The organism is Arthrobacter sp. efr-133-R2A-63 (assembly GCF_030209795.1).
Classification (GTDB): domain Bacteria; phylum Actinomycetota; class Actinomycetes; order Actinomycetales; family Micrococcaceae; genus Arthrobacter; species Arthrobacter bambusae_A.
On the sequence record NZ_JARVRG010000024.1, the window covers coordinates 71416 to 96678 of the forward strand.

25 protein-coding genes and 3 tRNA genes are annotated in these 25263 nt (G+C 64.4%); 16 read left to right on the forward strand and 12 right to left on the reverse strand.

Translation table 11 applies throughout. The annotated features are described in order from the left end of the window. The first annotated feature begins 20 nt into the window (after positions 1 to 20). From QRN45_RS12940 to QRN45_RS12965, 6 genes are all read left to right on the forward strand, one after another. Positions 21 to 1127: a sensor histidine kinase gene (locus QRN45_RS12940; protein WP_284763628.1), complete on the forward strand. Its 1107-nt coding sequence runs from the start codon at positions 21 to 23 to the stop codon at positions 1125 to 1127. Next, positions 1124 to 1735 (forward strand): response regulator transcription factor, encoded by a 612-nt coding sequence (locus tag QRN45_RS12945; RefSeq protein WP_284763629.1) that lies wholly within the window; start codon positions 1124 to 1126, stop codon positions 1733 to 1735. Before QRN45_RS12940 ends, QRN45_RS12945 begins: the two co-directional genes overlap by 4 nt. A 58-nt stretch (positions 1736 to 1793) precedes the next feature. Beyond that, complete coding sequence (gene dusB / locus QRN45_RS12950; RefSeq protein ID WP_284763630.1) at positions 1794 to 2975, forward strand: tRNA dihydrouridine synthase DusB; 1182 nt, start codon at positions 1794 to 1796, stop codon at positions 2973 to 2975. A gap of 113 nt (positions 2976 to 3088) precedes the next feature. Continuing rightward, positions 3089 to 4399, forward strand: coding sequence for a deoxyguanosinetriphosphate triphosphohydrolase (locus QRN45_RS12955; RefSeq protein ID WP_370873900.1), 1311 nt, complete (start codon positions 3089 to 3091; stop codon positions 4397 to 4399). A gap of 60 nt (positions 4400 to 4459) precedes the next feature. After that, on the forward strand, positions 4460 to 6418 hold the full coding sequence (dnaG, locus tag QRN45_RS12960; protein ID WP_264637613.1) for a DNA primase: 1959 nt from the start codon (positions 4460 to 4462) through the stop codon (positions 6416 to 6418). A 61-nt stretch (positions 6419 to 6479) separates the two neighbouring features. Then, positions 6480 to 6552: transfer RNA gene (locus QRN45_RS12965), tRNA-Asn, on the forward strand. Positions 6553 to 6681: 129 nt separating this feature from the next. Here the strand turns inward: QRN45_RS12965 and QRN45_RS12970 are convergent. Next, a complete protein-coding gene (locus QRN45_RS12970) occupies positions 6682 to 7452 on the reverse strand; it encodes an MBL fold metallo-hydrolase (protein WP_284763631.1) in 771 nt (256 codons plus the stop codon). 227 nt (positions 7453 to 7679) lie between these two features. Here QRN45_RS12970 and QRN45_RS12975 point away from each other — a divergent pair. After that, positions 7680 to 7752 (forward strand) — tRNA-Asn (locus tag QRN45_RS12975). Positions 7753 to 7859: 107 nt separating this feature from the next. Here QRN45_RS12975 and QRN45_RS12980 read toward each other — a convergent pair. From QRN45_RS12980 to QRN45_RS12990, 3 genes are read right to left on the reverse strand one after another with little or no spacing between them, the layout of a single operon-like run. After that, complete coding sequence (locus QRN45_RS12980; protein WP_078105782.1) at positions 7860 to 8267, reverse strand: hypothetical protein; 408 nt, start codon at positions 8265 to 8267, stop codon at positions 7860 to 7862. A 58-nt stretch (positions 8268 to 8325) separates the two neighbouring features. After that, the gene (locus tag QRN45_RS12985; RefSeq protein ID WP_241707887.1) at positions 8326 to 8505 is read right to left on the reverse strand and encodes a YMGG-like glycine zipper-containing protein; all 180 of its coding nucleotides are present in this window, start codon (positions 8503 to 8505) and stop codon (positions 8326 to 8328) included. A gap of 43 nt (positions 8506 to 8548) precedes the next feature. Beyond that, positions 8549 to 9778: a multidrug effflux MFS transporter gene (locus QRN45_RS12990; RefSeq protein WP_284763721.1), complete on the reverse strand. Its 1230-nt coding sequence runs from the start codon at positions 9776 to 9778 to the stop codon at positions 8549 to 8551. A 176-nt stretch (positions 9779 to 9954) separates the two neighbouring features. Between QRN45_RS12990 and QRN45_RS12995 the strand changes: the two genes are divergently transcribed. The 5 genes from QRN45_RS12995 to QRN45_RS13015 all read left to right on the forward strand — a co-directional run bounded on the left by QRN45_RS12995 (position 9955) and on the right by QRN45_RS13015 (position 13865). Next, positions 9955 to 10800, forward strand: a complete 846-nt coding sequence (locus QRN45_RS12995) for a phage holin family protein (RefSeq protein ID WP_284763634.1) — start codon at positions 9955 to 9957, stop codon at positions 10798 to 10800. 50 nt (positions 10801 to 10850) lie between these two features. Beyond that, positions 10851 to 11474, forward strand: coding sequence for a CDP-alcohol phosphatidyltransferase family protein (locus tag QRN45_RS13000; protein WP_264637616.1), 624 nt, complete (start codon positions 10851 to 10853; stop codon positions 11472 to 11474). Beyond that, a complete protein-coding gene (locus QRN45_RS13005; RefSeq protein WP_078105778.1) occupies positions 11474 to 12379 on the forward strand; it encodes a DMT family transporter in 906 nt (301 codons plus the stop codon). The genes QRN45_RS13000 and QRN45_RS13005 overlap by 1 nt, the downstream gene beginning before the upstream one ends. Before the next feature lie 110 nt (positions 12380 to 12489). Next, complete coding sequence (locus tag QRN45_RS13010) at positions 12490 to 13686, forward strand: glycosyltransferase (protein ID WP_284763637.1); 1197 nt, start codon at positions 12490 to 12492, stop codon at positions 13684 to 13686. Between the two features lie 102 nt (positions 13687 to 13788). Further along, a tRNA-Ile gene (locus QRN45_RS13015) sits at positions 13789 to 13865 on the forward strand. 83 nt (positions 13866 to 13948) lie between these two features. Here the strand turns inward: QRN45_RS13015 and QRN45_RS13020 are convergent. Then, positions 13949 to 14254, reverse strand: a complete 306-nt coding sequence (locus tag QRN45_RS13020) for a hypothetical protein (protein WP_284763638.1) — start codon at positions 14252 to 14254, stop codon at positions 13949 to 13951. A 67-nt stretch (positions 14255 to 14321) separates the two neighbouring features. On the opposite strand from QRN45_RS13020, the gene QRN45_RS13025 reads away from it, so the two are divergent. Then, positions 14322 to 14639 (forward strand): DUF4193 domain-containing protein, encoded by a 318-nt coding sequence (locus QRN45_RS13025; RefSeq protein WP_284763639.1) that lies wholly within the window; start codon positions 14322 to 14324, stop codon positions 14637 to 14639. A gap of 230 nt (positions 14640 to 14869) precedes the next feature. Here QRN45_RS13025 and QRN45_RS13030 read toward each other — a convergent pair whose 3' ends face one another. Beyond that, complete coding sequence (locus QRN45_RS13030) at positions 14870 to 15979, reverse strand: ATP-binding protein (RefSeq protein ID WP_284763640.1); 1110 nt, start codon at positions 15977 to 15979, stop codon at positions 14870 to 14872. A gap of 793 nt (positions 15980 to 16772) precedes the next feature. Here QRN45_RS13030 and QRN45_RS13035 point away from each other — a divergent pair. Further along, complete coding sequence (locus QRN45_RS13035) at positions 16773 to 16985, forward strand: hypothetical protein (RefSeq protein WP_241707881.1); 213 nt, start codon at positions 16773 to 16775, stop codon at positions 16983 to 16985. 308 nt (positions 16986 to 17293) lie between these two features. Continuing rightward, the gene (locus QRN45_RS13040) at positions 17294 to 17626 is read left to right on the forward strand and encodes a DUF4913 domain-containing protein (RefSeq protein WP_078105772.1); all 333 of its coding nucleotides are present in this window, start codon (positions 17294 to 17296) and stop codon (positions 17624 to 17626) included. A gap of 119 nt (positions 17627 to 17745) precedes the next feature. On the opposite strand, the gene trxA is transcribed toward QRN45_RS13040, so the two are convergent. The 6 genes from trxA to QRN45_RS13070 form a co-directional block, all read right to left on the reverse strand. Continuing rightward, a complete protein-coding gene (gene trxA, locus QRN45_RS13045; protein WP_284763641.1) occupies positions 17746 to 18198 on the reverse strand; it encodes a thioredoxin in 453 nt (150 codons plus the stop codon). After that, on the reverse strand, positions 18195 to 18482 hold the full coding sequence (locus QRN45_RS21015) for a metallothionein (RefSeq protein ID WP_319801844.1): 288 nt from the start codon (positions 18480 to 18482) through the stop codon (positions 18195 to 18197). Before QRN45_RS21015 ends, trxA begins: the two co-directional genes overlap by 4 nt. 1234 nt (positions 18483 to 19716) lie before the next feature. Then, positions 19717 to 20940: a redoxin domain-containing protein gene (locus QRN45_RS13055; RefSeq protein WP_284763643.1), complete on the reverse strand. Its 1224-nt coding sequence runs from the start codon at positions 20938 to 20940 to the stop codon at positions 19717 to 19719. Beyond that, positions 20937 to 21857 carry a cytochrome c biogenesis CcdA family protein gene (locus tag QRN45_RS13060; protein WP_284763644.1) on the reverse strand — a complete coding sequence of 307 codons (921 nt, stop codon included), beginning with the start codon at positions 21855 to 21857 and terminating at the stop codon, positions 20937 to 20939. Before QRN45_RS13060 ends, QRN45_RS13055 begins: the two co-directional genes overlap by 4 nt. A gap of 1 nt (position 21858) precedes the next feature. Beyond that, positions 21859 to 22893 (reverse strand): cytochrome c oxidase assembly protein, encoded by a 1035-nt coding sequence (locus QRN45_RS13065; protein ID WP_284763645.1) that lies wholly within the window; start codon positions 22891 to 22893, stop codon positions 21859 to 21861. Positions 22894 to 22895: 2 nt separating this feature from the next. After that, positions 22896 to 23405 carry a MarR family winged helix-turn-helix transcriptional regulator gene (locus tag QRN45_RS13070; RefSeq protein ID WP_241707876.1) on the reverse strand — a complete coding sequence of 170 codons (510 nt, stop codon included), beginning with the start codon at positions 23403 to 23405 and terminating at the stop codon, positions 22896 to 22898. A 47-nt stretch (positions 23406 to 23452) separates the two neighbouring features. Between QRN45_RS13070 and QRN45_RS13075 the strand changes: the two genes are divergently transcribed. Then, positions 23453 to 25255 carry a chloride channel protein gene (locus QRN45_RS13075; RefSeq protein WP_284763647.1) on the forward strand — a complete coding sequence of 601 codons (1803 nt, stop codon included), beginning with the start codon at positions 23453 to 23455 and terminating at the stop codon, positions 25253 to 25255. Positions 25256 to 25263 lie beyond the last annotated feature (8 nt).

Here is a 25263-nt window from a genome sequence, read left to right on the forward strand (position 1 = left end):
AGGCCGCCAGGGTGGGCAGCATGACCAGCAAAGCCATGTTCCGTGGTCCCGGGCCACGGGGCTGGTTCATCGGTGCGGGACTCTCCATCCTCCTCTGGGCGTGGCCGACGTGGAACATCGTGTGGTCCGTGGACGAGCCGCTGGCCTGGAAAATGGCGGCGTCGGCGTCGTTGATCGTGTTCTTCGGTGCCTACGTCTTCCTGCCCCAGGTCAGTTGGCGCCTGGGCGTCCGCGCCGGCATCGTGTCCGTCTGCATCCTGCTCGCGCTGAACGGGCTGATGGTCCTCATCATCGGAAGGGAAGCCTTGTGGACCTGGACGTTCCTCGCCTGCGCCATCGCGATGACGTCCCTTCCGCCGCGCACCGATTTCTTCCTCATCGTCGCGTTGGCCCTCGTCTCCTTCGCCACGCAGCTGGTGACGGGCAACGGGGAGCAGGCCCTGCTCCAGGCCGGGATCATCCTGTCCCTCGGCCTCATGATGTCCGCCTTCGCCCGGCTGATCCGGCAGACAGCACGGCTCAGGGAAGCGCAGACTGAACTGGCCGACGCAGCCGTGGCGGCGGAGCGCAGCCGCGTGGCCCGGGACATGCACGACATCCTGGGGCATTCCCTGACGGTCATCGCCGTGAAGGCCGAGTTGGCGGGCAGGATGCTGGACACCGTCCCCGGCGACCACCCTGCCCGGGACCGGGCGGCCGCCGAGATCTCAGCGGTGCAGGACCTGGCCCGGGGTGCGCTCGCCGACGTCCGGGCCACGGTGGCCGGTTACCGCGGCGTCAACGTCCTGGCGGAACTCGCCGTCGCCCGGACGGCCTTGGAATCGGCCGGGATCGACGCGGAATTGCCGGGAACCGTGGAGCAGGTTCCGGCACGCCACCGGGAGCTCTTCGGCTGGGTTCTGCGCGAAGGCATCACCAACGTCGTGCGGCACTCCGGTGCCGCGCGCTGCCGCGTCCAGTTGACGGCGTCGAGCGTCCTGGTGGAGGACGACGGCGTCGGACCGGGTTCCGGGGGCCGCTCCGGGAACGGACTGGCCGGGATCCGCGAACGCGTGGGTGCCGCCGGGGGAACGGTAAGCATTGGCTTAAGTGACCTGGGAGGGTTCAGATTGGCGGTGGAGGTGTGAGCATCCGATTGGTGATCGCAGATGACCAGGCACTCGTGCGCGGGGCACTGGCCGCTTTGCTGGGCCTGGAGCCGGATATCGAGGTGGTCGCCGAACTGGGCGACGGGACAGGGGTGGCGGCCGCCGTCGTCGAGCACTCCGCGGATGTGGCGATGCTCGACGTCGAGATGCCCGGCCTCGACGGGATCAGCGCGGCAGCGGCCGTGCGGCGGGCCGCACCGTCGTGCCGCGTCCTCATGGTCACCACGTTCGGGCGGCCCGGCTACCTCAAGCGCGCCATGCAGGCCGGCGCCGCCGGATTCGTTGTCAAGGACACGCCGGCGCGGCAATTGGCCGAAGCGGTGCGCCGCGTCCATCAGGGGCTCAGGGTGGTGGACCCCGTGCTCGCCGCGGAATCCTTGACCGCGGGGGACAGCCCGTTGACCGAACGTGAGGGGGAGGTGCTCAAGGCAGCGTCCGACGGCGGCACGGTTGCCGATATCGCGAAGTCGGCGATGCTTTCCGAAGGGACCGTGCGGAACTACCTGTCCGCAGCGATGGCCAAGACCGGCGGGCGGACCCGTGCCGAGGCTGTGCGGATCGCCGAAGACAACGGCTGGCTGCTCTAGCAAGCGCCGCGAGAACGGACGGGCCATCCGATTTGCCCCGCTTTGAGACAATGGACGGGTGACTGTAGTAGCAACGCCCCCTTCGCCCAAGCTCGAACTGCCCCCGCTGCAGCTCGGCCGGATCACCGTGGACACCCCCGTGATCCTTGCGCCGATGGCCGGAATCACCAACTCGGCTTTCCGCCGGCTGTGCCGTGAATACGGCGGCGGCCTGTACGTCGCGGAGATGGTGACCTCCCGTGCCCTGGTGGAGCGCACCCCGGAATCGTTGCGCATCATTTCCCACGACGACGACGAAAAGGTCCGTTCCGTGCAGCTGTACGGCGTGGATCCTGTCACCGTGGGCCAGGCCGTGCGCATGCTCGTCGAAGAAGACCGGGCGGACCACATCGACCTCAACTTCGGCTGTCCCGTGCCCAAGGTCACCCGGCGCGGCGGCGGCTCCGCACTGCCCTGGAAGATCGACCTTTTCACCTCCATCGTCCAGACGGCCGTCAAGGAAGCGTCCAAGGGCGATATCCCGCTGACCATCAAGATGCGCAAGGGCGTTGACGAGGACCACCTCACGTACCTCGACGCCGGACGCATCGCCCGCGATTCCGGCGTTGCCGCCGTCGCGCTCCACGGCCGCACGGCCGCGCAGTTCTACTCCGGCCAGGCCGACTGGTCCGCCATCGCGCGCTTGCGTGAGGCGCTCCCGGACATTCCCGTCCTGGGCAACGGCGATATCTGGTCCGCCGAAGACGCCGTCCGCATGGTGCGCGAAACCGGGATCGACGGCGTCGTGGTGGGCCGCGGCTGCCAGGGCCGCCCGTGGCTCTTCGGCGACCTCCAGGCCGCGTTTGAGGGAAGCGATCACCGCCATCGTCCCGGGCTGCGCGAGGTGGCCGACGGCGTCTACCGCCACGCCGAGCTCATGATCGAAACCTTCGGCAACGACGAGTACAAGGCGCTGCGCGAGATCCGCAAGCACATGGCCTGGTACTTCAAGGGCTACGTCGTGGGCGGGGAACTGCGCGCCAAACTGGCCACCGTGCCGACCCTCGAGGTACTGCGCGAACTGCTGGACCAACTGGACATGGACTTGCCGTATCCGGGAACGGACTCGGAAGGCCCGCGCGGGCGTGCGGGCTCCCCCAAGAAGCCGGCGTTGCCCAAGGACTGGCTGCTCAGCCGCCAGATGGACGCGGAGCAGACCCGCGATATCGCCGCAGCCGAACTCGACGTCTCAGGCGGCTAGGGCGCGGCCCGGACCGGCGCGTGCACGCGCACGGCCCGAGTCGTGGAAAACTTGCTGCATAGGCACCGGCTGAAGAGACGCCGGCGCACGGCAAGCGGAGGAGGCAGATACCCATGGGAACTGAAGCGATGTCTGCAGCACGCCCGGCCGAAAACGCAACGGGCATTCCAGGCTACGTGGAAGCCGACTCGGCACGCTGGGTCCAGGAACCCCGCAAGAACACCTACCGCTCGGACTTCGAGAGGGACCGGGCAAGGGTGCTGCATTCGTCAGCGCTCCGGCGGCTCGGGGCGAAGACCCAAGTGGTGGCCCCGGACACCGACGACTTTGTCCGCACCCGCCTGACGCACAGCCTTGAAGTGGCCCAGGTGGGCCGCGAGTTGGGCCGCGCGCTCGGTTGCGATCCGGATGTTGTGGACACGGCGTGCCTGAGCCACGATCTTGGCCACCCGCCGTTCGGGCATAACGGGGAATCCGCGCTCAACGAGGTAGCCCACGGAATCGGCGGCTTCGAGGGCAACGCCCAGACCCTGCGCCTGCTGACCCGCCTTGAGCCCAAGGTCCTTGCCGCCGACGGCCGGCCCGCGGGCCTGAACCTGACCCGCGCCAGCCTTGACGCCGCCTCCAAGTACCCGTGGTCCGCCGTCGACGCCCCAGTCATCCACGGGCAGCGGAGCAGCAAATTCGGTGCCTATGAAGACGATCTGCCCGTGTTTGCGTGGCTTCGCGACGGAGCGCCGGGCAACCGCTCCTGCATCGAGGCCCAGGTGATGGACCTGGCCGACGACATCTCGTACTCCGTCCACGACGTCGAGGACGCCATCGTTGCCGGCCATTTCCAGCTGAAGTGGCTGGACAATCCGGACCACCGGGCCCGCGTGGTGGGGTACACCAAGCAGTGGTACTTGCCCCACAATGATCCCGCTGAAATCGACGCTGCGCTGGCCCGCCTCGAAGCCACCAGCGTGTGGGTGCGTGAGGCCGACGGCAGCCGGAAGTCGATGGCCGCGCTGAAGGACATGACCAGCCAGTTGATCGGCCGGTTCTGCCAAAGCGCCTTGGAGACTACGAGGGCGCACTTCGGCCCGGACCACCTCACCCGATACGCCGCGGAACTCATGGTCCCCGAGGACACGGTCACCGAGATCGCGGCCATGAAGGGACTTGCCACGACGTTCGTGATCTCCACTGACCATCGGCAGCCCGTCTATGAGCGCCAGCGCGAAGTCCTGCACGCCCTCGTCGGCGTGCTGAACGCGAGCGGAGACCGGCATCTTGAACCGATGTTCGCCGCGGACTGGCGGGACGCGCCCGACGACGGCGCCCGTCTTCGCGTCGTCATCGACCAGGTGGCGTCGCTGACGGACGCTTCGGCGCTGGCGATGTACGAACGGCTTGTAGGCAGCCTGCCGTCGCTCTGGTAGGCCCCGGGAGACACCGACGGCGGCCCACGGTTGCCCGTGCGGAGCGACTAGGATGGTGACGTGGCTGGCCTGATCAAACGTGAAGATATCGACGAAGTACGCCAGCGCACCGATATCAAGGAAGTCGTGGACGGCTACGTCACCCTCAAGGGCGCAGGCCTGGGCACGTTCAAAGGTCTCTGTCCCTTTCACGACGAGCGCTCGCCGTCGTTCACAGTCCGTCCCCAAGTAGGCCGGTACCATTGCTTCGGCTGCGGAGAAGACGGCGATGCCATTTCCTTTGTCCAGAAGATGGATCACAGTTCCTTCCACGAGGCCGTGGAGAAGCTCGCTGCCCGGATCGGCTACGAGCTTCGCTATGAAGACGGCGGCACAGGTCCCAACCGCGAAGAGGTAGGCAAGCGCCAACGGCTGCTCGATGCCCACAAGATCGCTGATGAGTTCTTTCGTGCCCAACTTCTCACTGCGGGTGGCGCCGAGGGCCGGAACTTCCTCCACGGCCGCGGCTTCGATCGGACCGCGGCCGAACAGTTCGGCGTCGGCTATGCGCCACAGGGTTGGGACTCGCTCCTGAAACACCTGCGGGGACGCGGATTCACGGATGCTGAGCTGAAGCTGACGGGGATGTTTTCCGAAGGCAACAGGGGCATCTACGACCGCTTCCGGGGCCGGCTCATCTGGCCCATCCGGGACATCGCCGGCGACACCATCGGCTTCGGTGCCCGCAAGCTCTACGAGGACGACCAGGGCCCGAAGTACCTGAACACTCCGGAGACCGTGCTCTACAAGAAGTCCCAGGTCCTCTACGGCATCGACCTCGCCAAACGGAACATCGCCAAGGACCGGCAACTGGTGGTGGTGGAGGGGTATACGGACGTCATGGCCTGCCACCTTGCCGGCGTCGGCACCGCCGTGGCCACCTGCGGTACGGCCTTCGGCACAGACCACATCAAGATCGCGCGCCGTTTGCTGTCCGACGACGGCACCGGGGGAGAAGTCATCTTCACCTTCGACGGCGACGCCGCCGGGCAGAAAGCGGCATTGCGCGCCTTTGAGGAGGACCAGCGTTTCGTCGCCCAGACCTATGTTGCCGTGGAACCTAGCGGAGCCGACCCCTGCGATTTGCGCCAGCTCAAGGGGGACGCGGCCGTCCGGGACCTGATCGGCACCCGCCGGCCCCTCTTCGAATTCGCCATCCGGGCCTCCCTTAAACGCCACAACCTGGACACCGTGGAAGGCCGGGTGGCCGCCTTGCGGGAGTCCGCCCCTGTCGTGGCCCAGATCAGGGATTCCGGCATCCGTCCGGCCTATGTGCGGGAGTTGGCGGGCTGGCTCGGCATGCCCATCGAGGAAGTCAGCCGCGCAGTGGGCCTGGCCGCCAAACGTGCCGCCTCGGGCGTACCGGCAACGGGCACCGCGGGAACTGCGGGCACTCCAGGAACGCCGGGGCACGGGCAGGGCACGCAGCCGGGCCAAGCCGGCCAGCCGGCGGCAGCACCGCCGTCGGACGCCCACATCGCCTTCATGCGGCCGGATCCCCGGGATCCCATCGCCGCCATGGAGCGGCAGGCGCTCGAAGTGGTCATCCAGAACCCTGCTGTTCTTGGGGGCGAGGCTGCCCTTGGCGGCGGAGCCTGGGAACGGTTTGAGGCCTGCCACTTCGTCACTCCTGCCTACTCAGCTGTGCACACCGCCATCCGGGCTGCCGGGCTGGTCCACGCGGGGGACCCTGTGGCCTGGGTGGAAGGGATCCGGCAGGAGGTTCCGGAGCCGCTCCAGGGCCTGGTTTCCGAGCTTGCCGTGGTTCCATTGCCCGCCAGCACGCCCGAAGCGCTTCAGCGGTATTGCCGCGACATTTTGGCCCGCCTTTTCGAGCTGCAGATCACCAGGGTCAAAGCGGACAAGATGGGCCAGTTGCAGCGCCTGGACGCCTCGGCCCAGCCGGAAGAGTTCCAACGCCTCAACCGGGAACTCATGCAGCTGGAAATGCAGCGCCGCGCCCTGCGCATGGACAGCTAGGGCCTCCCCGGCGCCGATTTCGTTTCCCGTCAGCCCTTTGTTAGGCTTGTACACGCTTCATTCCTCCGTAGCTCAATTGGCAGAGCATTCGACTGTTAATCGAAGGGTTACTGGTTCAAGTCCAGTCGGAGGAGCGCTACTCAAAAATCCCCGTCCTCAGCAGAGGGCGGGGATTTTTGGCGTCTATGCATTTGTGTCGGACCGGGTCTTCCACTCGTCCACTCAGGCTGCGGTGCGCGTACCCGGCCGGAAGGGCCGCCGACTCAGCCGAAAGGGGAGTACGTGCCGTCAGAGACGAGCTCGATTGTCCCGTCGGGCACGCTCATCAACGGTCCATGGCCCGGGAGGATCGTTTCGGCGCCCAACTCCCCGAGTATCCCTATGCTGGCCACGGTCTGCGCCGGGAGGTGATGGAAGACGGCGGGCAACAGCTGTGGCCCGCAGACCGGACTGACGGCGTGGCCTGTGACGAGCGCGTCCCCGGTGACCACGGCTTTGGCTGAAGGGATGAAGAAAGACGCGTGGCCGCTGGTGTGCCTTGCCGTGGCAATGATCCGGGGAGATCCCGGGAGCGCGTCCAGGGTGTCCGGGGTCATCGCAGCGACGCCCGGGACCGCGACGTCGGACAGGCCCCCGGATCGGACGGCGTGCAGGGCCCACGCGCCGACCCTGGGCCGGAGCATCCGCACACCGAGATCCTTGATGGTGACCTGCTCGAGGACCTCCCGGCGGATGTTCGGCAACTCCGCCTGGGACGCGAATACCGGAATGCCCATTGCGGATATTCTCGCCGCATTGCCGATGTGGTCAGAGTGGCCATGCGTCAGGAGAACTCCGGCGGCATTTTCCATGGCCAGTCCCAGGAAATTCACGCTCGATTGGAGCAGCGGCCAGTTCCCGGGATAGCCCGTGTCAATGAGGGTGAATTCTTCGCCCCCCGTGAGGATGGTCCAATTGACTGCCGGGCCTTGGACGAAAAAGACGTCCTCGGCAACTTCCTTCACGTTGTCCTCGGCTGACCAGTTCTTCGACATGCTTCCTTCTGTTCCTGTGCGTCACGGATGCGCCGTGGACGCACCTCGCGAGCCCCGTCCGCGGATCGTGAGCGCCTCGTGCGCGCCGGACCATCCTATCCTCGGGGAGGGAGTCGACATGGCACCATCGAAGATACCCGGGAGGGGTATCTTGCCGTCCTTCCCGCAGTGCCCGGGGCTCGATTTCACTTGAGGCAAAACCTTTGCTAAAGTCATAACCGCTTCATTCCTCCGTAGCTCAATTGGCAGAGCATTCGACTGTTAATCGAAGGGTTACTGGTTCAAGTCCAGTCGGAGGAGCGCGAAAGGCCCCGCACCGGTTTTATTTGGTGCGGGGCCTGTTTTTTGCTTCGTTTTGCCTGATTTTGCGCGATTATTCGAACGGGCAGAATTCCGCCGTCACGACTTCAGACAAAGTCCATCTCCACCTGGAGGAACCTCGCTGCCTCAGCCACGGCGGACTGGAAGGCGTCATCTTCGGTGGGCGGGGTCCGCGGTTCCCTCGGGTGCCATTCGTGGGCGGCGGAGTGGACTCGGGTGAATCCGCCCCCTGGGGGTGCGTAGAAGATTCCGAAGCGCTGGACAGGCCATTCGGGAGAGGTCTCGGGAGCCACGAGCAGGGCCGCGCCGTTGCTCGGATTGAACCATTGCGCAATCGGGCGGCGGCGGTCCTCCGTGAAGAGGCCGGCCGCATAGAGGGCTGCCGATTGCGGGCTGGTCACCGTGCATAGACGATCCCACCACAGCGGCAGGATGCCATCATCCTTGCGCTGCCATGGAGCTGGAATAGGCTGCAGTTCCTGCCAACGGGGCACATCTCAACTTTATCGCCGGGCCATGACCGGCAACAGGCCCCGCAGCAACGGAAGGCCCCTAGTCCTTTTTCCACGGCCCGGGATTGATCCGGTAGAGGAGTGCTGAACCGATCACCGCGCCCAGCAGGGCTCCGAACACAGGGTTTCCGGCCCCGCGGCCCAGCAGGAAGCCGACGACGGCGCCAAGCATCGCCCCGAGGAAAAGGCCCCTGCCGTTGCGGTGCGGTTTGCGCGTCATGACTTGAGCCTACTTCGCCTTGCGGACGGCCCGCCGTCGAACATCAGTGGATGGAGGGGACGAACCGCGGCCGCACGACGAGCCACAGCGCCGCCACGGCGCCTGCGAGACACACGGCCTGGACGGCACCCATGGGAATGGCTGAGCCGACTCCAAGCCAGCCGACCACGGGCGGGATGATTCCGGCCATCAGGAAGTTGGAGGCACCCAGCAGGGAAGCTGCCGTCCCGGCCTGTGCACCATGGTTGGCCAGGGCAATCACCTGGACGCAGGGGAACATGAATCCGGTGGCGAGGATGTAGAACCACAGCGGGACCATGACGCCCCATAGGCCGAAGTGGAGCAGGTCGAACACCACGATCAACACTGCCATCAGCAGCATCCAGACTGTGGCAAAAGCGATGATCCATTGGGGTGCCACCCGTCGGATAACCCTGGAACTGATCTGGACGCCGGCGACGATGCCCAGCGAGTTGACACCAAACAGCAGGCCGTATTCCTGAGGTGAGAAGTTGTAGACCTGTTGGAACAGGAAAGTGGACGCGGAAAGGTAGGCAAACAGGCCGCCGAAGTTGAACCCGCCTACGAGGAGCATCCCGACGAAAATCCGGTCGGCGAACACGGCCCTGTAGCGTTGGGCAGCCGTCGAGGTCGTCTGCCGGCGGAGCTCAGCGGGATACGTTTCCCGGATGAGGAACACTGCGGCAACGATTACCAGGAATCCGTAGCTCGCCAGGAAATAGAAGATCCCGGGCCATGGCACTACCAAAAGCAGTTGTGAACCGATGATCGGAGCCAGGATGGGCGCCAGGCCATTCACCAAGGACATCCGGGAGAACATCCGCACCATCGCATAGCCGGCGAAGAGGTCCCTGACCATGGCCATGGCCACCACGCCACCGCCGGCGGCACCCACGCCCATCAGGACGCGGAACAGGGCAAGCGTGCTGATATCCGTGGACAGCGCTGCGCCGAGGGAAGACCCGATGTGCAGTGCGGTGGCCAGGATCAAGGGCATGCGGCGTCCGAACTTGTCGCTGAACGGGCCCACCACCAATTGACCGATTGCGAAGCCCACCGTGGTGCCGGTCAGTGTGAGTTGGATCGCAGCCGCTGATACGTCGAAATGACGCTCAAGGGCGGGAAACGCCGGTAGGTAGAGATCCACGGTAAATGGACCCAACGCGGTCAAGGCGCCAAGCAGCAGGATATAGAGGAGTTTTTCGCGTCGACTGAGGGAATCGCCCGGTACAGGGGGAGTGTTCACGATTATCAATCCTATGTGCCACAGATCATATTTATCAGCGATAGCGGGGCGCGCCGCAGGCCTGTCCCGGAAGTTGAGGCTGAGGCTGAATGGTAGTTTTGTGGACAGGTGCGCGTGGGCGGTTGTCATCGTGTGCGTGCAGGAGCGGGTAGGAGCAAGAAGGAAGCAGTGAGGCGGGACCTATGAGTGGACGTCACAGCGGCCGGGCCGGCCAACGCCCGGGCATTTCGGCGTTGCCGAATACCCTGAAGCTTGCAGCCCGGCTCGCGCCGAGGCAGCTCAACGACGAAATCAGCTTGGCCAAGCTCGAGCTCAAGGGCAAGGGAAAGCACCTGGGAGTTGCCGGCGCGTTCGTTGGCGTTGCGCTGGTCTTTTTGTCCTTGCTTGTCATTGCCCTGGTGGTGGCGGCAATCTTGGGCCTGGCCACCGTCATGCCCCCGTGGCTGGCTGCGCTTGTGGTGGCGGCGGCGTTCCTTGTGATCATTCTCATCGGAGCCCTTGTCGCCTTCCGTGCGTTCAAGGCGGCCATGCCGTTGGTACCCGAAAAGACCATGCGGAGCATCAAGCACGATCTGGGCATAGTCAAGGAGGGTACGTCGTTCGACGCGAGCGTCCTTGACCCGTCGTCGGAGGCATACAAGGCGGCGGAAGCAGCGAAGGCCGCTGCGGCAGAGAAGGCCAAGGCCGAAAAGGCCGCCAAGGAAGAAGCACGCAAAGCCGAGCAGCCCCCCGCCCCGAGCGAAGCCGAGCTGCTCCGCCGTCTGGAGCAGCGCCGTGAGCATCTCGCCGACGTTCGCGATCAGCTCGGCGTCGAGCTCGACGTCAAGACCCAAGGAAAGGTCCTCCTCGACGTTGCGGGGCACAAGTTCGACGACGGACGCCGGTTCGCTGCCGACAAGTTCACAGATTTCAGTGAGAAGGTTCCGGCCGGCTTGCCGGAACGGCTCGCCGCGCGCTGGAAGGAGCTATTGCTCTTCGCCGCTTCCGCCACGGTGGCCGCAGTCGGCCTACGGAAGCTGTTCAAGTAATCGGGACGGCAATCACCAGCGTCAGCTGCGGACTACGGAAAGGGGGACAGGTGAAGTTCATCGGTGCAGGCGCACGCCGGGGCCAGCCACAGATCGACCACGATCTCATCTTCACCGTCCCCAATTTCCTGACTGTCTTGCGCTTCATGGGCGTCCCGCTGTTCGTGTGGCTGGTGCTCTGGCAGAGGGAATACGGTTTCGCGGTCCTGGTTCTTGCCATCATGGGCGGTACCGACTGGGTGGATGGCTACGTCGCACGGCGTTTCAACCAGACCTCCAAACTGGGCCGCATCCTCGATCCCGTCGCGGACCGCCTGGCACTCATCACGGTCGCTGTCACGCTCGCCATCGCCGGGGTGGTGGATTGGTGGTACCTGGCCGCCCTGGTGGTGCCCGACGTCGTCCTGGCCACAGCCTCGTTGTTCTATTTCCATAGCCACCCCGACCTCCCGGTGAGCCGGATCGGGAAGATCCGCACCGCGTTCCTGCTCCTGGGCACGCCCCTCCTGGTCCTCTCCAAGCTCGCGGTTCCCTTCGCCGGTGTCTATTTCGTGATCGCCTGGATCTGCCTGGGCTTGGGTCTGGCAGGACACTGGGTGGCGGCCTACAACTATTTCTGGGCAATCCTCCGCAAGGGCAAAGAACTCAAAGCCCACGACGGCGGCCGCAGCTGATGGTCTGGTTGGCAGTCCTTCTTGCGGTGCTCGGCGCCTTCTGCCTTGCCATTGGGGCCCAGCGGCAGGGCAGCGCGGTCAAAGCCGATACCGGTGGCCTCGCCTTGAGTTCCCATGGTTTCCTGAGGCTCCTCCGAAATCCGCGCTGGATGTTCGGCCTTCTGCTCCTTGCCTTGGGCATGGGCATGAACGCCATTGCGTTGGTGTCGGCACCCTTGACGGTGGTCCAGCCCATCGGCGCCATCGCCTTGGTCATCACCACGGTGGTCAACGCGAAGGACCAGGGACTCAGCATCAACCGCGGCACCGTGGTGGCGATCTCTGCCTGCGTGACCGGCTCGGCAATGTTCGTCCTGTTGGCCGTCAACGCCACCCAGGAGAACCATCACGTCAGCGGCGAGGACGAAATAACCATCGTGCTGCTGTTGACCCTCGCCGTCGGGCTCTTCGGAACCTTGGCCGTCATGTTCCGTCACCGCCTGAGTGCTTTCGTGTACATCCTGGGAGCCGGGGTGCTGTTCGGATTCGTCGCGGTCCTGACACGTATCATCGGCCGGCACCTGCTGGACCCCAACGGGCACTTTCTGCTCAATGTGCAGTGGTACACCGTGGTCGCCATTGCCGCGGCAGGCGGCCTCGGCTCCTGGTTCGTGCAGAGTGCCTACTCGGGCGGGCCGCCGGATTTGGTGATCGCAGGGTTGACCGTGGTGGACCCCATTGTCGGAATTGCCATCGGGATCGCAATTTTGGGTGAGCTTCGTCCCGATGTCCACGCCGTGCTTGCAATCGGCATGGCTGTGGCCGCTTCCCTTGCTATCGTGGGGGTTATTGCCCTGAGCCGGCACCATCCGGAGGTCACCAAGCGAAAGCGTGACGCGAAGGCGGCTGCAAGCCGGAAGGCCTAGGGCAACGTTCGACAACCGTGCCCCGCACACCCGCGGCAGGCAACCGGCGAAGACACCGCAGGGCCAGGCGTTTTGCGATGTTCGCACCGTGACCATCAGGAGTTCTCCACGTGACCGTTCCCGAAACCAACAAACCCCTCACCATCCTGATTGCGGCCGAGACCTACCGCCCGCAGGTCAACGGTGCTGCTCAGTTCGGGTACCGGCTTGCCAAAGGCATGAAGGCGCGCGGACACAATGTCCATGTGCTGGCCTGCCGGGCGGACAACGGCAAGAGCTTCACCGAATTCGGGGATGAAGGCACGATCCACCGCCTGAAGTCCCACGGAGTCTTCACGCACGAATACTTCCGCATCTGCTACCCCTGGGAAATCAAGAACGACATTCGGCTGCTCTTCGACAAGGTCCAGCCCGACGTCGTTCATATCCAGAGCCACTACTCGATCGGCGAGCACGTTCTCTACGAGGCGAAGAAACGCGGCATCCGGATCATCGCCACCAACCACTTCATGCCCGAAAACCTTAATCCGTTCCTGCCGTTCCCGCAGTGGTTCAAGGACATCATCGGGCGGGTGTCGTGGAAAGACATGGGCAAAGTCATGGGCCAGGCCGACGTCGTCACCACCCCCACGCCGCTCGCTGCGAAGGCCATGCACCAGCACGCTTTCCTTCGCAAGGTCCTGCCTCTGTCCAATGGTATTGACGCAGCCGCTTATGAACTTGGGCCGGGCGAAGAGATCGAGCGGAATCCCGACCCCACCGTTCTCTTCGTCGGCCGCCTTGCTGAAGAAAAGCATGTGGACGTCCTGATCGATGCGGTCGCCAAGACACCTGCCGAACTCAATGTGCATCTTGAGATCGTCGGCGGCGGCGAGGTCCGTCCCGCATTGGAGGAACAAGCCAAACGCCTGGGCCTGAGCGGGCGGGTCAAGTTCCTGGGGCTCGCAAGCGATGAGGAACTCAGGAAGGCATACCTTCGAGCTGATCTGTTCTGCATGCCCGGAACCGCCGAACTGCAGTCCCTCGTGACGCTCGAGGCGATGTCGGCGTCGACGCCGGTTCTTCTCGCCAATGCGATGGCCCTGCCGCACCTTGTGCGCGACGGCGAAAACGGACACTTGTTCACGCCAGGGGACAGCAACGAGCTGGCAGCCAGGATCACAGAGCTTTTCCGCCTGCCGGCCGGCGAACTCGAAGCCATGGGCAAGGCGAGCCGCGCCATGGTGGAACCACACAGCATCCAAGGCACTCTCCAGACGTTCGAGGACCTCTACCGCGGAGCGGGCTACGAGGACAAGGTCATCTAGCCACGCGGATCGGCTTGACCCCAGCTTGGCGTTGGGAGCCGAATAGTTTTGCTAGAGTGTTTTGGCCGGGAGGACGCTGACAAGGCGGCCCCTGGCCGACGCGGGGCTATAGCTCAGCTGGTTAGAGCGCGGGACTCATAATCCTAAGGTCCTCGGTTCAAGTCCGAGTAGCCCTACCAAAAAGAGCCCCTGAGCTGCGGAAACGCAGTTCAGGGGCTCTTTCGGTTTTGCGTTCTGAGGTAGCGATCCACCGGAAACGTTTTTAGTTGCCGAACGCCTCGATCAGCGAGGTGTTATCCGGCGCCTCATGTGTCTTCTGGACGTAGTGCTTCCTCGTCATGTTTTCACTCGAGTGGATTTCACGGACGAGGACGAGGGCCTCGCGGTCGCCGAGAAGCTGGGCCCGGTCCTGGTCTGCGCGCTCGGACACAAGGGCGCCGTCAACGGCATCCTTGTACTGGCCCGCGCCGAAGGCGCGGCAAGCTGGAGCGGGCTTTGAACCGATAGTGCAGTTGAGCGGGCCGGTCGATGGTGCCAAGCCGATCTTCGACCGAGGGAACGAGTGCATCGTGGTGAACGTTTCAGTGTCGTCAGAGTGACGAGTTTCAACGACCGTAAGGAATGAGAACCAGCAAGTGGCAACCGACTATGACGAAGTCCGTTCCGACGTCAAGGAATCCCAAGACCGCTCCCTGGAGGCTCTGCAGTCCGCCGCCGCCCCGGATGCCCGCAGCGTCGTCAACGAACTCGACGAAGCAGATGCCCTCGATGAGGGCCTCACGCCAGGCGGAGAATTTATCTCCGAAGAGCTGGTCGTCCAAGTAGTTCCTCAAGCGGAAGACGAGTTCACCTGCTACTCCTGTTTCCTGGTTCGGCACCGGTCCCAACTCGCTCGTGAAAGCGACGGACACGCATACTGCATCGAGTGCGAGGGCGAAGACAGTCCCCTTTAAGGCCTGCGCGTGGTTGTGCTTGGGGGCACGCTCAGCTTTCCCAGCAAACCTCAAGGCGGCCCGGGGAAGATCTTCGTGGAGCTTCGGTCAACCGCTATTTGACCGGGGCTTCGCCCGTTCCGGGAGCCGGACGCTGGCGAAATACCGTCTTTCGTGGGTGCTTTCCCAATTTGCTCACTGTCGTGTCGGTAGTCCAGAGCGCTTTTGACCACGGGAGTATCCTTACGGACTCAGGAGCCGGGGTTCTTGCGGAGGTACTCCCGCAGCCCAGGAATGGCGTAGTCAACCTTTCCGTGCCCGGTTGATTCGATGAGTCCTGCATCGATGAGGCGGTTCCTGTATTTCGCAACCAGGGTTGGCCGGGACCCGGTTCGGTGAATGATGTCCGCGGTCGTCGACGGCCCGTCATCGGTGGACATTGCATGGAGGAATTCGCGGTCCTTGGCTGAGGCGGTTGCGAGGGCTGCTTCGATGACAACGCGTTCGTTGCGCCGGATGCCGGCGGCGATCGCTCTGTCGACTGCGTCGGGGGAGAGCGGGCCGTTTTCCTTCTCAGCTTCACGCCAGAGGAAGTAGCCGATGAGTTGGATCAGGAAGGGGTAGCCGCCCGTGGCAGCTGCTGCCTTCTGGATCTGTTCCGGCGGGATACTGATGCCAGCGGCGGCGAACGTGCCGGTGTAGGACTTCTCGACGTCGCGCACGGCCGGGGCATGCAAGTCGATTTTGTCGGCCCTTCGAAGGAATGTCGCTACACCTTCGTTCAGCAGGTCTGATACCGCTGAGGGCAATCCCGCGAAGATCAACGCGATGGGCAGCCGATCCTGGATGAAGTGCTGAACGTTGGCAGCAAGCTGGGCAAGCTCGGCGCGGTCAGCTGCGTGAATCTCATCCACCGTGATCAGCAGGCCCGTGCCATGTTCGTTCAGGAGCGCCAGCAGAGCTTCTCCCAGTTCCCGCCAGTCGACCTGGCGTTCGGGTGTCAGCTGCGAGGTGATGCTGAAGCCGGCGATCGATAATCCTGTGATGCGGCGGCGCGATTCGGGCTGGTCGGCCAGTTCCTGAGTCAATCTACGCATCTTCTCCCCAATGCGGCCCATGAACGCAGTGGTGGCAGTCTCGGCGATGACGGCCCATCCGTGTTCGCGGGCAACGTCGTGGGCTGCGCCGAGCATGACGGTCTTGCCGATGCCTCGGGCGCCGGTGAAGATGGACAGCAAGCCTGGCGCGCCCGAGCCAAGTTCCAACCCGTACTCGAATTCGTCCAGAAGCCCGGAACGGCCGATGACCTCGGGTGGTGTGGCGCCGGCCGTGGGTCGAAACGGGTTCTCCGTCGTGGGCACGCTACTTCCTCCAGGAAACAAGTGAATCGGGGTGAATTTGGTTAATTTGGCGAGTATGGTGAGTTTGGTGAATAACCAACATGCTAGCCCATTTGATCTTCCTTGGGCGTTGATGCGCGGCACACTCGATCCGTTCCTCGGCGCAGAGAATCGGCATGCCGGCTCTCCTCTTCACACGCGGCACGAGGGATGTAGCGCGTGGGCCGCTGGCCGGCGTCAGCGGAGCCGCCCAACGGCCAACCAACTTGTGGACATGGCCAAAACACGGGGGAGGCATCAGTCACCTGAATTGACGGGGCGGAAGGTCCTCAGAGCCCGCACCCCAGCTGGACGTCAGGTGATTGGTGTGGAGCTGTCAGAATAGGGCTCATCGCTTCCTTCTCTGGCAACGACTTGTGAAACTCCTAGACCCCAGCCTGACATCAAGTGTCGCAATTCCAGACGTTCCCCGGCAGGGGGAACGTCTGGAAATAGCTGGACTCGGCAACGAAAAAGTTGCCGAGTCCAAAATATGTTCAGTCCTTCGCTCTAACCAACTGATCCTAAGGGCTAAGGAGGTCGCGATGACAGGATCCCCGAACTCCTTCCGGGCCTCTACCGTGAACTGAAAACAACAGCGTTGCGAATGTGCTTTCGCGTCTCGACTATCAAAAGCTCATTGGGGACCCAGGGCGAATGATGGAAGTTGCAGCCAGGGTTCAGTCGCAGCAGTTCCGCACCCCAGAAGAGAAGTCCGGCGAGGTGGCGAGGTCATTCTCTTCTCACTGCTCGAGGGGCAGTTCTAACTGAGGAGTTGGACGAGGAAAGACTCTTAGCCCTGGCAGTGATCTTGCTGCCGTCGGCCGACGGCGGGGACGACGCCATCAAGAAGCACAATACGTTCGGAATTTTTGTGGGCTTTGAGATTGATGTGACTGACCTGAGCGGGGAAGATATGGAGCTTGACGAGACTGAAGCCGAGTTGAAAAGCGCGCGACAGACGCGATCGCGGCCCAGCGCGAAGTGATTGGAAACGAGATCACGAAGCGCGGCACAGATGACAAACTAGCGGGGATCCAAAAGATCCGCTTCGATACGCAACCGGCTAAGGGGTGCTCGACCACCGGCGGCACGTCCCTGCTGCTTCTTCTGGCCAGTACCGAGGATCCACTGCCTTGCCTGCGAATCTCTTATTGCTTCCTTCCGGCGGCCAGGTTCTGAGGATCTCGAATGGCTGCCATCGGTTCTCGCGTCTTCTTTCCGATCCCGAGATGTATCACCATCACGGTGTGGTCGGTGCTTAGGAATGGGGTGTCGTTGATGGGAGAATAGCCCATGTTCTATTCAAATGTTGCCGAGTTTGTCAGCGACAATCTGGCCACAACGTATCGCAGGAAGTTCATTGTCGGCGGCGGTGTGATTTGGTGCCCGCAATGGTGGAAGCATGCCGAAGCAATCAGTCGTTTGGATGCATTGTGGCGTGCGTGGGAATTCTTGCGCCTCGACGAAACCACAGGCATGAGCGTGTGGTGGCGCGACCACGCGGACCATCACATGTCGGTGCTGCTCTCGGTTGACGGCCCGTTCAAGGGGTGCAGCCCGGACGGCGGCCATCTTGCCGAACTCGATCCCCTGCCGTGCGAGGAACCCCTGCCCGGATGGTTTTGATGCCCGGCTATGGCCCGGGACGGGTTGATCGAGCCTGCCGGACGCCGCTGTAATGGGCGTCTGGAAGTACGTCGCCGAGGTTTGGGCCGTTTCCAGATCGCGGACCCGGTCCTGCAGACTCAGCCACTCTTGCTGACTACGTGATTTTGGGAAAGAACGCCATTAATCCATGAGCGCAGGGCTGCTGCCGGTGCGGCCCCGGCGCGGCGTGCGAGGACCTTTCCGCCGATCAGGATCATGAGCGTGGGCACCGCCTGAATGCCGAAACGCCAAGCCAGATGGGGGGAGTTGTCCACGTCGACTTTGACGAGTTTCACCCTTCCGGCCCGTTCCCGCGCCAATTGATCGAGCACCGGGCTGACTGTCCGGCACGGGCCGCACCACACAGCCCAGAAGTCGACAAGTACCGGAAGAGTTGCCCCCTCGGCGACTTCGGCGAAGTCGCCGTCGCTGGCGGCAACGATCCAAGGCAACAGCTGATGGCAGTGCCCGCATCGCGGCAGGCCGCCGGCGCTGGACGGAACCCTGTTTGACTTTGCGCAGTGCGGGCAGACGGTGATGTTTTCTGTCATTCCTGCCGGCTTTCAGACGGCGGGCCGGCCGGAACAACGAGGTCAGTATTGGCATGGGATCTTTCCCGATGCTGTGCTCCCGCTTCGCGCGCGCAATGCTCGCAGCAATAGATTCCTTCGTCGGTCTCGACGCCGTGTCCCAACAACCGGCAGCCACAATGTTCGCACGCCGGTGCCATCATATGGATGGCACATTCGAAGCTGTCGAACGTGCCCTTTTGGTCAGCCCTGGTGACCGTGAAAGTCCTCGGATCGTCGTTTCCACAAACGTCGCATCTTGCCATCGTGGTGTCCTTTCATTGTGACCGTGGAACCGGCTTCGGCATTAGGTCCGAAAAGAGGCCCATGCCCAGTATCTGCCGTGACCCATCCGTGCTGTAGGGGCGAAAGGCCCCGACGATGAGCCATTGTTGGGGTTGACGGGTCAGAGTAATTCGCCAGGCGGTAGGTTTCGCCGCGGCAGAAGCTGACCAGGACGGTCAGGACCGGCATTCGACTCTGGCCGGGCAAGTCCCTGATGTGGGGCGGCGAATGTCGGCTTGTGGGGCCCAGGAGTTGGACGTTGAAGGGTAGTACTAGGGGAAGCCCCACCAGCAATGCTGAAGGGGCTTCGACTGTTTTGATTCTGTTATGACGAACATCATCTCCCGAACTTGCGGAGTCCTGGTGCTTCCTGCCTCGTCACCGGCAGACCAAGGCGGATCAGATCCACTGTGTGTTCCAGGGTTCCCCTGTTGTCCGTTCCCGTTCTTCTTTCGAAGAACGTACTAACAGTGTTACGCCTGATTTTCTGGTGACGCAAGAGCCAAATTTCCCAGTGTCGGCGTCCTTTATGAACGGTCGCTTGAGCCCCGCGGCTCATGTCGCTCCGGGACCGCCCTGCAGTCTTACCCGCAGAACCTGCAGGTACCTTCGCGATCTCGCTAAGAGAAGGCTCGGACATTCTCATGTCCTGAACAACCCGGCGTCATCTGATGGTTACCTGCAGGCGCTCTTAGTGTACGACCGGGCCAGCCACTCCAACAGGGGCCAAGGTCCCCCTGACGGGCGGACTGTTCTCCTGGGCGACGCCTGTGGAGCCGTGTCGCTTCTGGCTGGCCAAGGCGGCTCGCTCGCTATCGCCGGTGCCGCGCTGCCGCGGGACATCGTGGGACCGGTGGCCTCGCGCAGGCGGATCGGGCCGGCCCTGCCGGAATTCGAGCGACGCTGGCGGCCTGTGGTGGAGGCGGCCGGGAGGCGCGCCGTCTCGTTGTTCCAGATCTGCTGTTCCGTTCCCTTGAAAGGAACGCGATGTTCCCCAGAAGGAAAAGCAGCAAGGCAACGCACCACCAGCCGTTGTAGGGCGATCGGGTGCGGCTCGAGGAAAAGCAGAACAGAATCAGCAGGCTCAGAGTCACCACCCCAGGAGCGACCCGCAGGGTTGTTACATCGAGGACCAGGTGTGGCCTTATCGGAACCGCATCGCCATGGGGGCTCCTGCCGCTTATTGAGCGATCCATGCCTGTGCCGGGCCTGTCGTTATTGTGGGTTGTTTTCCAGGGTGTGCAGGACGTATTCGAGCTGTTCGGCGGTGAACGTTCCGGGGTGGCGGACGAGCAGTGTTCCGTCCGGGGCGATGATGGCGGTGAACGGCAGGCCTGATATTTGGTAGGCCCCGGCGGTGGTTCCGTTGGTGTCGGCCAGCAGCGGGTAGGTGGTGCCGCTGCGTGCGGCCAGGTCCGTTGCCTGGCCGGCTGGGTCTGCGACGTCGATGCCAAGGAATGCTGTGGAGGATCCCAGGTCCTGGTGGGCTTGTTGGAGATCGGGCATTTCCTGCGTGCAGGCGGTGCAGGTGCTGGCCCAGAAATTGACGACCGTGTATTTGCCTTTCGTTCCGTCCAGGGAGGTCCGGGTTCCTGGGTTGCCCAGCCTCGGCAGGGTGAAGCCGGGGGCGGCTTGCCCCAGTTCGGCGGGTTTCGCCGCGGTGGCACTGGAGGATGCGGGCCCGCCGACCGTGGCACCGGGACGTCCGGGAACGAGGTCCACGGCCATTTGGGCCATGCCGTGGGCGAAGAGGGCCGTGTTCGCGGATTCGGTGCCGAATTGCCCGATCGCCGCTTCCTTGCCTGCGGGATTGATGAAGAACAGTTCGGATCCGTGGACAACGTCGTGGGTCTGCGGGTCGACGCCTATCGGTACGTGGTATTTCGCGGCCACGGCCGTGAGTTGATCGGGAGTTCCGGTGCCGAAGACCCAGTTGGTCTCGGAGGCGAGTCCATGGTCCTCGGTCCAGGCCTTGACGTCCCCGACCGCCGGATGCGCAGTGTTGGCGTTGATGGAGAGGAAGACGACGTCGGCCGCGGCAGCGCCCAAGTCGCGGTTGGCCTCGGTGACGTCCTGGGCCAGGAGAGTGCACAGGTCCTGGCATTGGTCGTCGTTGAAGGAGAGCACGACGGACTTTCCACGGTATTGGGAGAGGCTGACTGGCTTGCCGTCCTGCGCGGTGAGGGTGAAATCCGGGGCGTTATCCAGCGGGGGGTGCAGAACGTCCAGCTGCAGGAGTCGGGCCGTGGCGGCGTCGATGCCCGGTTCGACCGTCACGGACGCCGGGGTGGCCGCCGTCGTGCCTGGCTTGGACGGGGCCACCAGGAAGATTCCGGCAACGGACGCGGCGATGGCGAGGCCGGCAATGGCCCAGATCGCGGCTGCGATCAGCCGGCGCCTGTTCGTGGCTGGATCGGTGGATGGCGGGGCGGTTCTCATGGTCCGGTGTTCCCTTTCTCCTGTTGGGACGTGGTCGTTGGTGCTGCAGGTGGATGCTGCGGCGCTGGTTGAGGGTGCGGCTCGGTGAGGATCCGGCGGATGACCAAGGCGATCGGGCCGAGCACGAGGACGCCCAGCACCAGCGCGGACAGAGCCGGTGCCGCGCCGATGAGGGAGGCAAGCCAGCCGGAAGCTCCTTGAACGGAAGCCGTGACGGTCGAGACCCCCACCGGATCCAGCAGCTCGGTCAGCCAGTAATAGGCCAGATAGGCGCCCGAGAGGGTCAAAGTGATTCCCGAGATCAGCCCAAGCCAGCGTCCGGCGGCCCCGATGCGCCGCACTGCGGCGGCGCCAAGGACCATCGCGACGACGGCGGCGGCGGTGACGAACAAGGCCATGCCTAGCGCGTAGGCAAGGTAGCTCAGGAGTCCGCCGAAGAAGCCCTGGCCGGTGAACGACCCGGCGACCGCGGCCAGGAACAGCGGCAGCGAGCAGCTCAGGGACCCGGTCGCGTATGCCACCCCGTAAAGGGCCATGGCCAGAATCGACCTTCCGGCGCGCATCCGCGGGGCGGGAAGGCGCAGGACCGGTGGGTGGCCGAACAGGGTGGACACTCCGGCGACTGCCATCAGCAGGCCCACTGCGGCCATGATCGGCGGCAGCCAGCCTGTCGCGAGCCGGGCCCCGGCTTCGAAGAGGAACCCGAGGACGCCGAACACCACCGCGAACCCTGCGCTGACACTGGCCCCGGCGAGCAGGGCCCGGGCCGTCCCGGATCCCAGGCGGCCGGGACGGCTGCCGCAAAACAGTGCGAGGTAGGCCGGGAGCATCGGGAATCCGCAGGGGTTCACGGCAGCGACGAGCCCGAGCGTGAATGCGTACAGGACGGCTCCTGCGCCGGTGCCGGAAGGAGTCATGTCAGCGCCGGCCCCCGTTGCGGGTCTCCAGGGAGAGGAGGTAGGCGTTGTAGTCGGCAAGTTCGGTGTCGCCTTCACGGGACGCACGTCTCTCTGCGGCCCCGGTGGTGCGTTGGTCCGATTTCTGCCATTTCACCACGAGCACCCCGAGGACAAGGAGGGTGGGAAGTTCGGTGAATCCCCAGGCGATGCCGCCGCCGGCGGCCTGGTCAGCCAGCGGAGACACGTGCCAGCCGGGCATCGGCATCGCGTAGAACTTCACCAGCAGCGTTGTGGACATCATGACCACAACCCCGAAAAAGGCGTGGAAGGGCGCGGTAGCGGCCAGTTCGAGCACGGGCAGTACCGGCCCGGCCTTGGCGCGCAGCCCGCCCCGGGCTTTCCGCGGGGAGGGATCGACGCCGATGATCCCCCAGAAGTAGAGGAATCCGATGAGTAAAAAGTGGACGAGCATCAGGGTGTGCCCCCACCAGGTGCCCATCAGGTAGTCGAAGACGGGTGTGAAATACAGCCCGTACAGGCTGGTGATGAACAGGGCGAACGTCACGGCCGGATGCATCAGGACGGCGGCGGCCCGGCTGTGCAGGACCCGCAGAACGCCCCGCCTGATGCTTCCGCGTCCTCCCGGCCCTGCCGGCAATGCCCTGAGCAGCAGGGTCACCGGGGCCCCGAGGACCAGGAAGACCGGGGCGAGCATGTTCAGGACCATGTGCTGGACCATGTGGATGCTGAACAGCTCCATCCCGTAGCCCTCGATCCCGGTGGCGGTGACGAGCAGTACGGTCGCCGTCCCCAGAAGCCACCAGATGATCCGGGCAGGCGGCCAGCGCACACCCCGGCGGAAGAGAATGAAGACGCCGAGGCCGTAAAGGACCAACAGGACCAGGACGAACAACGGCAGAAGGGGGACGGGCTGGGGGTGCCAGGCCAGCACGCGTTCCAGCGTGGGTGGCGGGTCCGGCATCCACATGGGCCCGGTCATCGCTGCTCCCGGATCCCCGGCACCGGGGTCCGGCATGGCGGCCAGCAGCGCCACCCCTAGATCCCCAGGATGAGGGTCTCGTCCGCGGAGGGCTCCCCGGCGGCACGGGCAAAAACCTCAAAACCTGCACGGACCGCGTCCAGATCCGGGCCGGAGAGATCCTGAAGAACCAAGGAGATCTCGCGCCGGCGCGCATCCGTGACTTCGGCGTAGACCCTTTCGCCTTTCTCGGTGAGGGAAATGATCACCTCGCGCCGGCTGTCGGGGCTGGCCGCGCGGGCGATCAGACCGCCGGCGACCATCCTGTCGGCGAAACGGCTGAAGCTTGACTGCTTCGCACCTACATGCTGGGCCAGTTCACCCATGCGCAGCGGACCGAAGTTCGACAGGATCACCAGGACCCGGAACTGGGGCAACGTTACCGTGTCCATCACCGGCGCCAGGGACCGGGCGATCACCCCCAGCAGCGCCCGGGAGGCTGTCAACGTGCTCTCGAGGGCGGCGTCGTCCCGGTGCCTGGTCCGTGCATCACCGGAGGGTCCGACGGCGTTGGTGGTATTCTTCATACTTGTCATAGTACATATGTTGTGTCACGTAATGAATCGGAGTTTCCTTGACCGCGCAGCCCGCTCATTCCAGTCGCTGGTTCCTGCCCGGCCGGTCGGCTGTGTTCCGGAGGACATTGGCGGGCTCCTCCTACCAGCTGGTGGCCATGGCTGTCGTGGTGGGTGCCGGGGCCGGGTTCGCGGCTGTCGGGTTCCGCTGGCTGATCACCGCGGCGACTTTGTTCTTTAGCGGCACCACCGACTACTCGGCCGCTCCGGGTGGCAGTGCCCATCCGTGGGTTCCGTGGCTGGGAGGCGCCTTCGTCGTCCTGGCCCCGGCGGCCGGGGGCCTGTTGTACGGGCCGCTGGTGAAGCGCTTCGCCCCGGAGGCCCGGGGCCACGGCGTCCCGGAGGTCATGTATGCGGTCAGCCAGCACGGGGGCCGCATCAAGGGCAGGGTCGCCGTCGTCAAGGCGCTGGCTTCGGCGATCTGCATCGGTTCCGGAGGATCCGTGGGCAGGGAGGGGCCGATCGTGCAGATCGGTTCGGCCCTGGGGTCCTGGCTTGCCCAGACTCTCAGGCTGCCCGAATCCAGGGTCCGGACCCTGGTGGCCTGCGGAGCCGCCGGCGGGATTGCCGCGACGTTCAACGCCCCCATCGCTGGGGTGTTCTTCGCCCTGGAGCTGCTGCTGGCGGATTTTGCCGCCGGCGCGTTCGGCGCCGTGGTCCTGGCCTCGGTCACCGCATCGATCATCGGCAGGACCTTCCTGGGGAACCAAGCGTTCCTCCAATTGCCTGCCTTCAGCGTCTCCTCGGGGGTCGAGTATCCGCTCTTCATCCTGCTGGGCCTGCTGGCGGCCGTTACCGGCATCGGCTTCACCCGGATCCTGTACAAGATCGAGGACCTGTGCGACTGGGCCTGGCGCGGCCCGGAGTGGCTGCGCCCGGTCGCGGGCGGTCTGCTGCTGGGGTCGCTGCTGCTGGTGCTGCCGCAGATGTACGGGGTGGGCTACCCGGTCCTCCAAGCCGGGGTGGCAGGCAGCTACGCGGTCGGTTTTCTGCTGCTCCTGCTCGTGGGCAAGATCGTCGCTACCAGCCTGACCATCGGTATCGGCGGATCCGGGGGCGTGTTCGCCCCGTCCTTGTTCATCGGAGCCATGCTTGGCGCCGCGTTCGGCGAGGTTGCCGGTTTCCTGGATCCGGCCCTGCACGGCCAGGTGGGGGCCTTCGCCCTGGTCGGCATGGGTGCCGTGTTCGCCGGCGCAGCCCGGGCACCGATCACGGCGGTGCTCATCATGTTCGAACTGACCGGCGAATATTCGATCATCCTGCCCCTGATGCTGGCCATTGTGGTCGCCTCCGGAGTGTCCAAGGCCCTGTCCAGGGACACTATCTACACGCTCAAGCTGCGCCGCCGCGGGATCGACCTCGAACGGCACCCCGGCACCGAACTGCTGCGCAGCATGAACGTAGGAGCCATCATGGACACCGGGCTGCAGCCGCTGCCTTCGGACATGGCCGTCACCGAAGGAGCACGAAGGCTGCTCGCCGAGGGACACTTGGCCTTGCCGGTCACGGACCGGGAAGGATTATTGAAGGGAATAGTGACCGTGCATTCCCTCTCCGAAGTCCTCAACAACGACGAGGACGCGGAGTGGATCCTCCTTTCGGACGCCGCCGAAATGCCCGCTACCGTCCTGCCCGGCGCGAGCCTTGAATCCGTTCTCGACACCCTGCTGGACTCGTCGGCCAGCGCAGGAACTCCGGTAACTGATGACGGCGGCATCCTCCGGGGCTGGCTGGACCAGACCTCGGTCCTGCGTATCCTCTCAGGTCCCGGCGCGACCGGATCCACCCTTCCCGGAAAGTAGTCGTCTTA

Excerpts from the sequence above, each read along its gene's own strand:
- QRN45_RS13070 (WP_241707876.1), bottom strand. The coding sequence starts at position 23,405 with ATGAAGAATACCACCAACGCCGTCGGACCCTCCGGTGATGCACGGACC.
- QRN45_RS13055 (WP_284763643.1), bottom strand. The coding sequence starts at position 20,940 with ATGAGAACCGCCCCGCCATCCACCGATCCAGCCACGAACAGGCGCCGG.
- QRN45_RS13060 (WP_284763644.1), bottom strand. The coding sequence starts at position 21,857 with ATGACTCCTTCCGGCACCGGCGCAGGAGCCGTCCTGTACGCATTCACG.
- QRN45_RS21015 (WP_319801844.1), bottom strand. The coding sequence starts at position 18,482 with ATGGCAAGATGCGACGTTTGTGGAAACGACGATCCGAGGACTTTCACG.
- QRN45_RS12970 (WP_284763631.1), bottom strand. The coding sequence starts at position 7,452 with ATGTCGAAGAACTGGTCAGCCGAGGACAACGTGAAGGAAGTTGCCGAG.
- QRN45_RS12955 (WP_370873900.1), top strand. The coding sequence starts at position 3,089 with ATGGGAACTGAAGCGATGTCTGCAGCACGCCCGGCCGAAAACGCAACG.
- trxA (WP_284763641.1), bottom strand. The coding sequence starts at position 18,198 with ATGACAGAAAACATCACCGTCTGCCCGCACTGCGCAAAGTCAAACAGG.
- QRN45_RS13020 (WP_284763638.1), bottom strand. The coding sequence starts at position 14,254 with ATGCACTCGTTCCCTCGGTCGAAGATCGGCTTGGCACCATCGACCGGC.
- QRN45_RS12985 (WP_241707887.1), bottom strand. The coding sequence starts at position 8,505 with ATGACGCGCAAACCGCACCGCAACGGCAGGGGCCTTTTCCTCGGGGCG.
- QRN45_RS12995 (WP_284763634.1), top strand. The coding sequence starts at position 9,955 with ATGAGTGGACGTCACAGCGGCCGGGCCGGCCAACGCCCGGGCATTTCG.
- QRN45_RS13005 (WP_078105778.1), top strand. The coding sequence starts at position 11,474 with ATGGTCTGGTTGGCAGTCCTTCTTGCGGTGCTCGGCGCCTTCTGCCTT.
- QRN45_RS12940 (WP_284763628.1), top strand. The coding sequence starts at position 21 with ATGACCAGCAAAGCCATGTTCCGTGGTCCCGGGCCACGGGGCTGGTTC.
- QRN45_RS13040 (WP_078105772.1), top strand. The coding sequence starts at position 17,294 with ATGTTCTATTCAAATGTTGCCGAGTTTGTCAGCGACAATCTGGCCACA.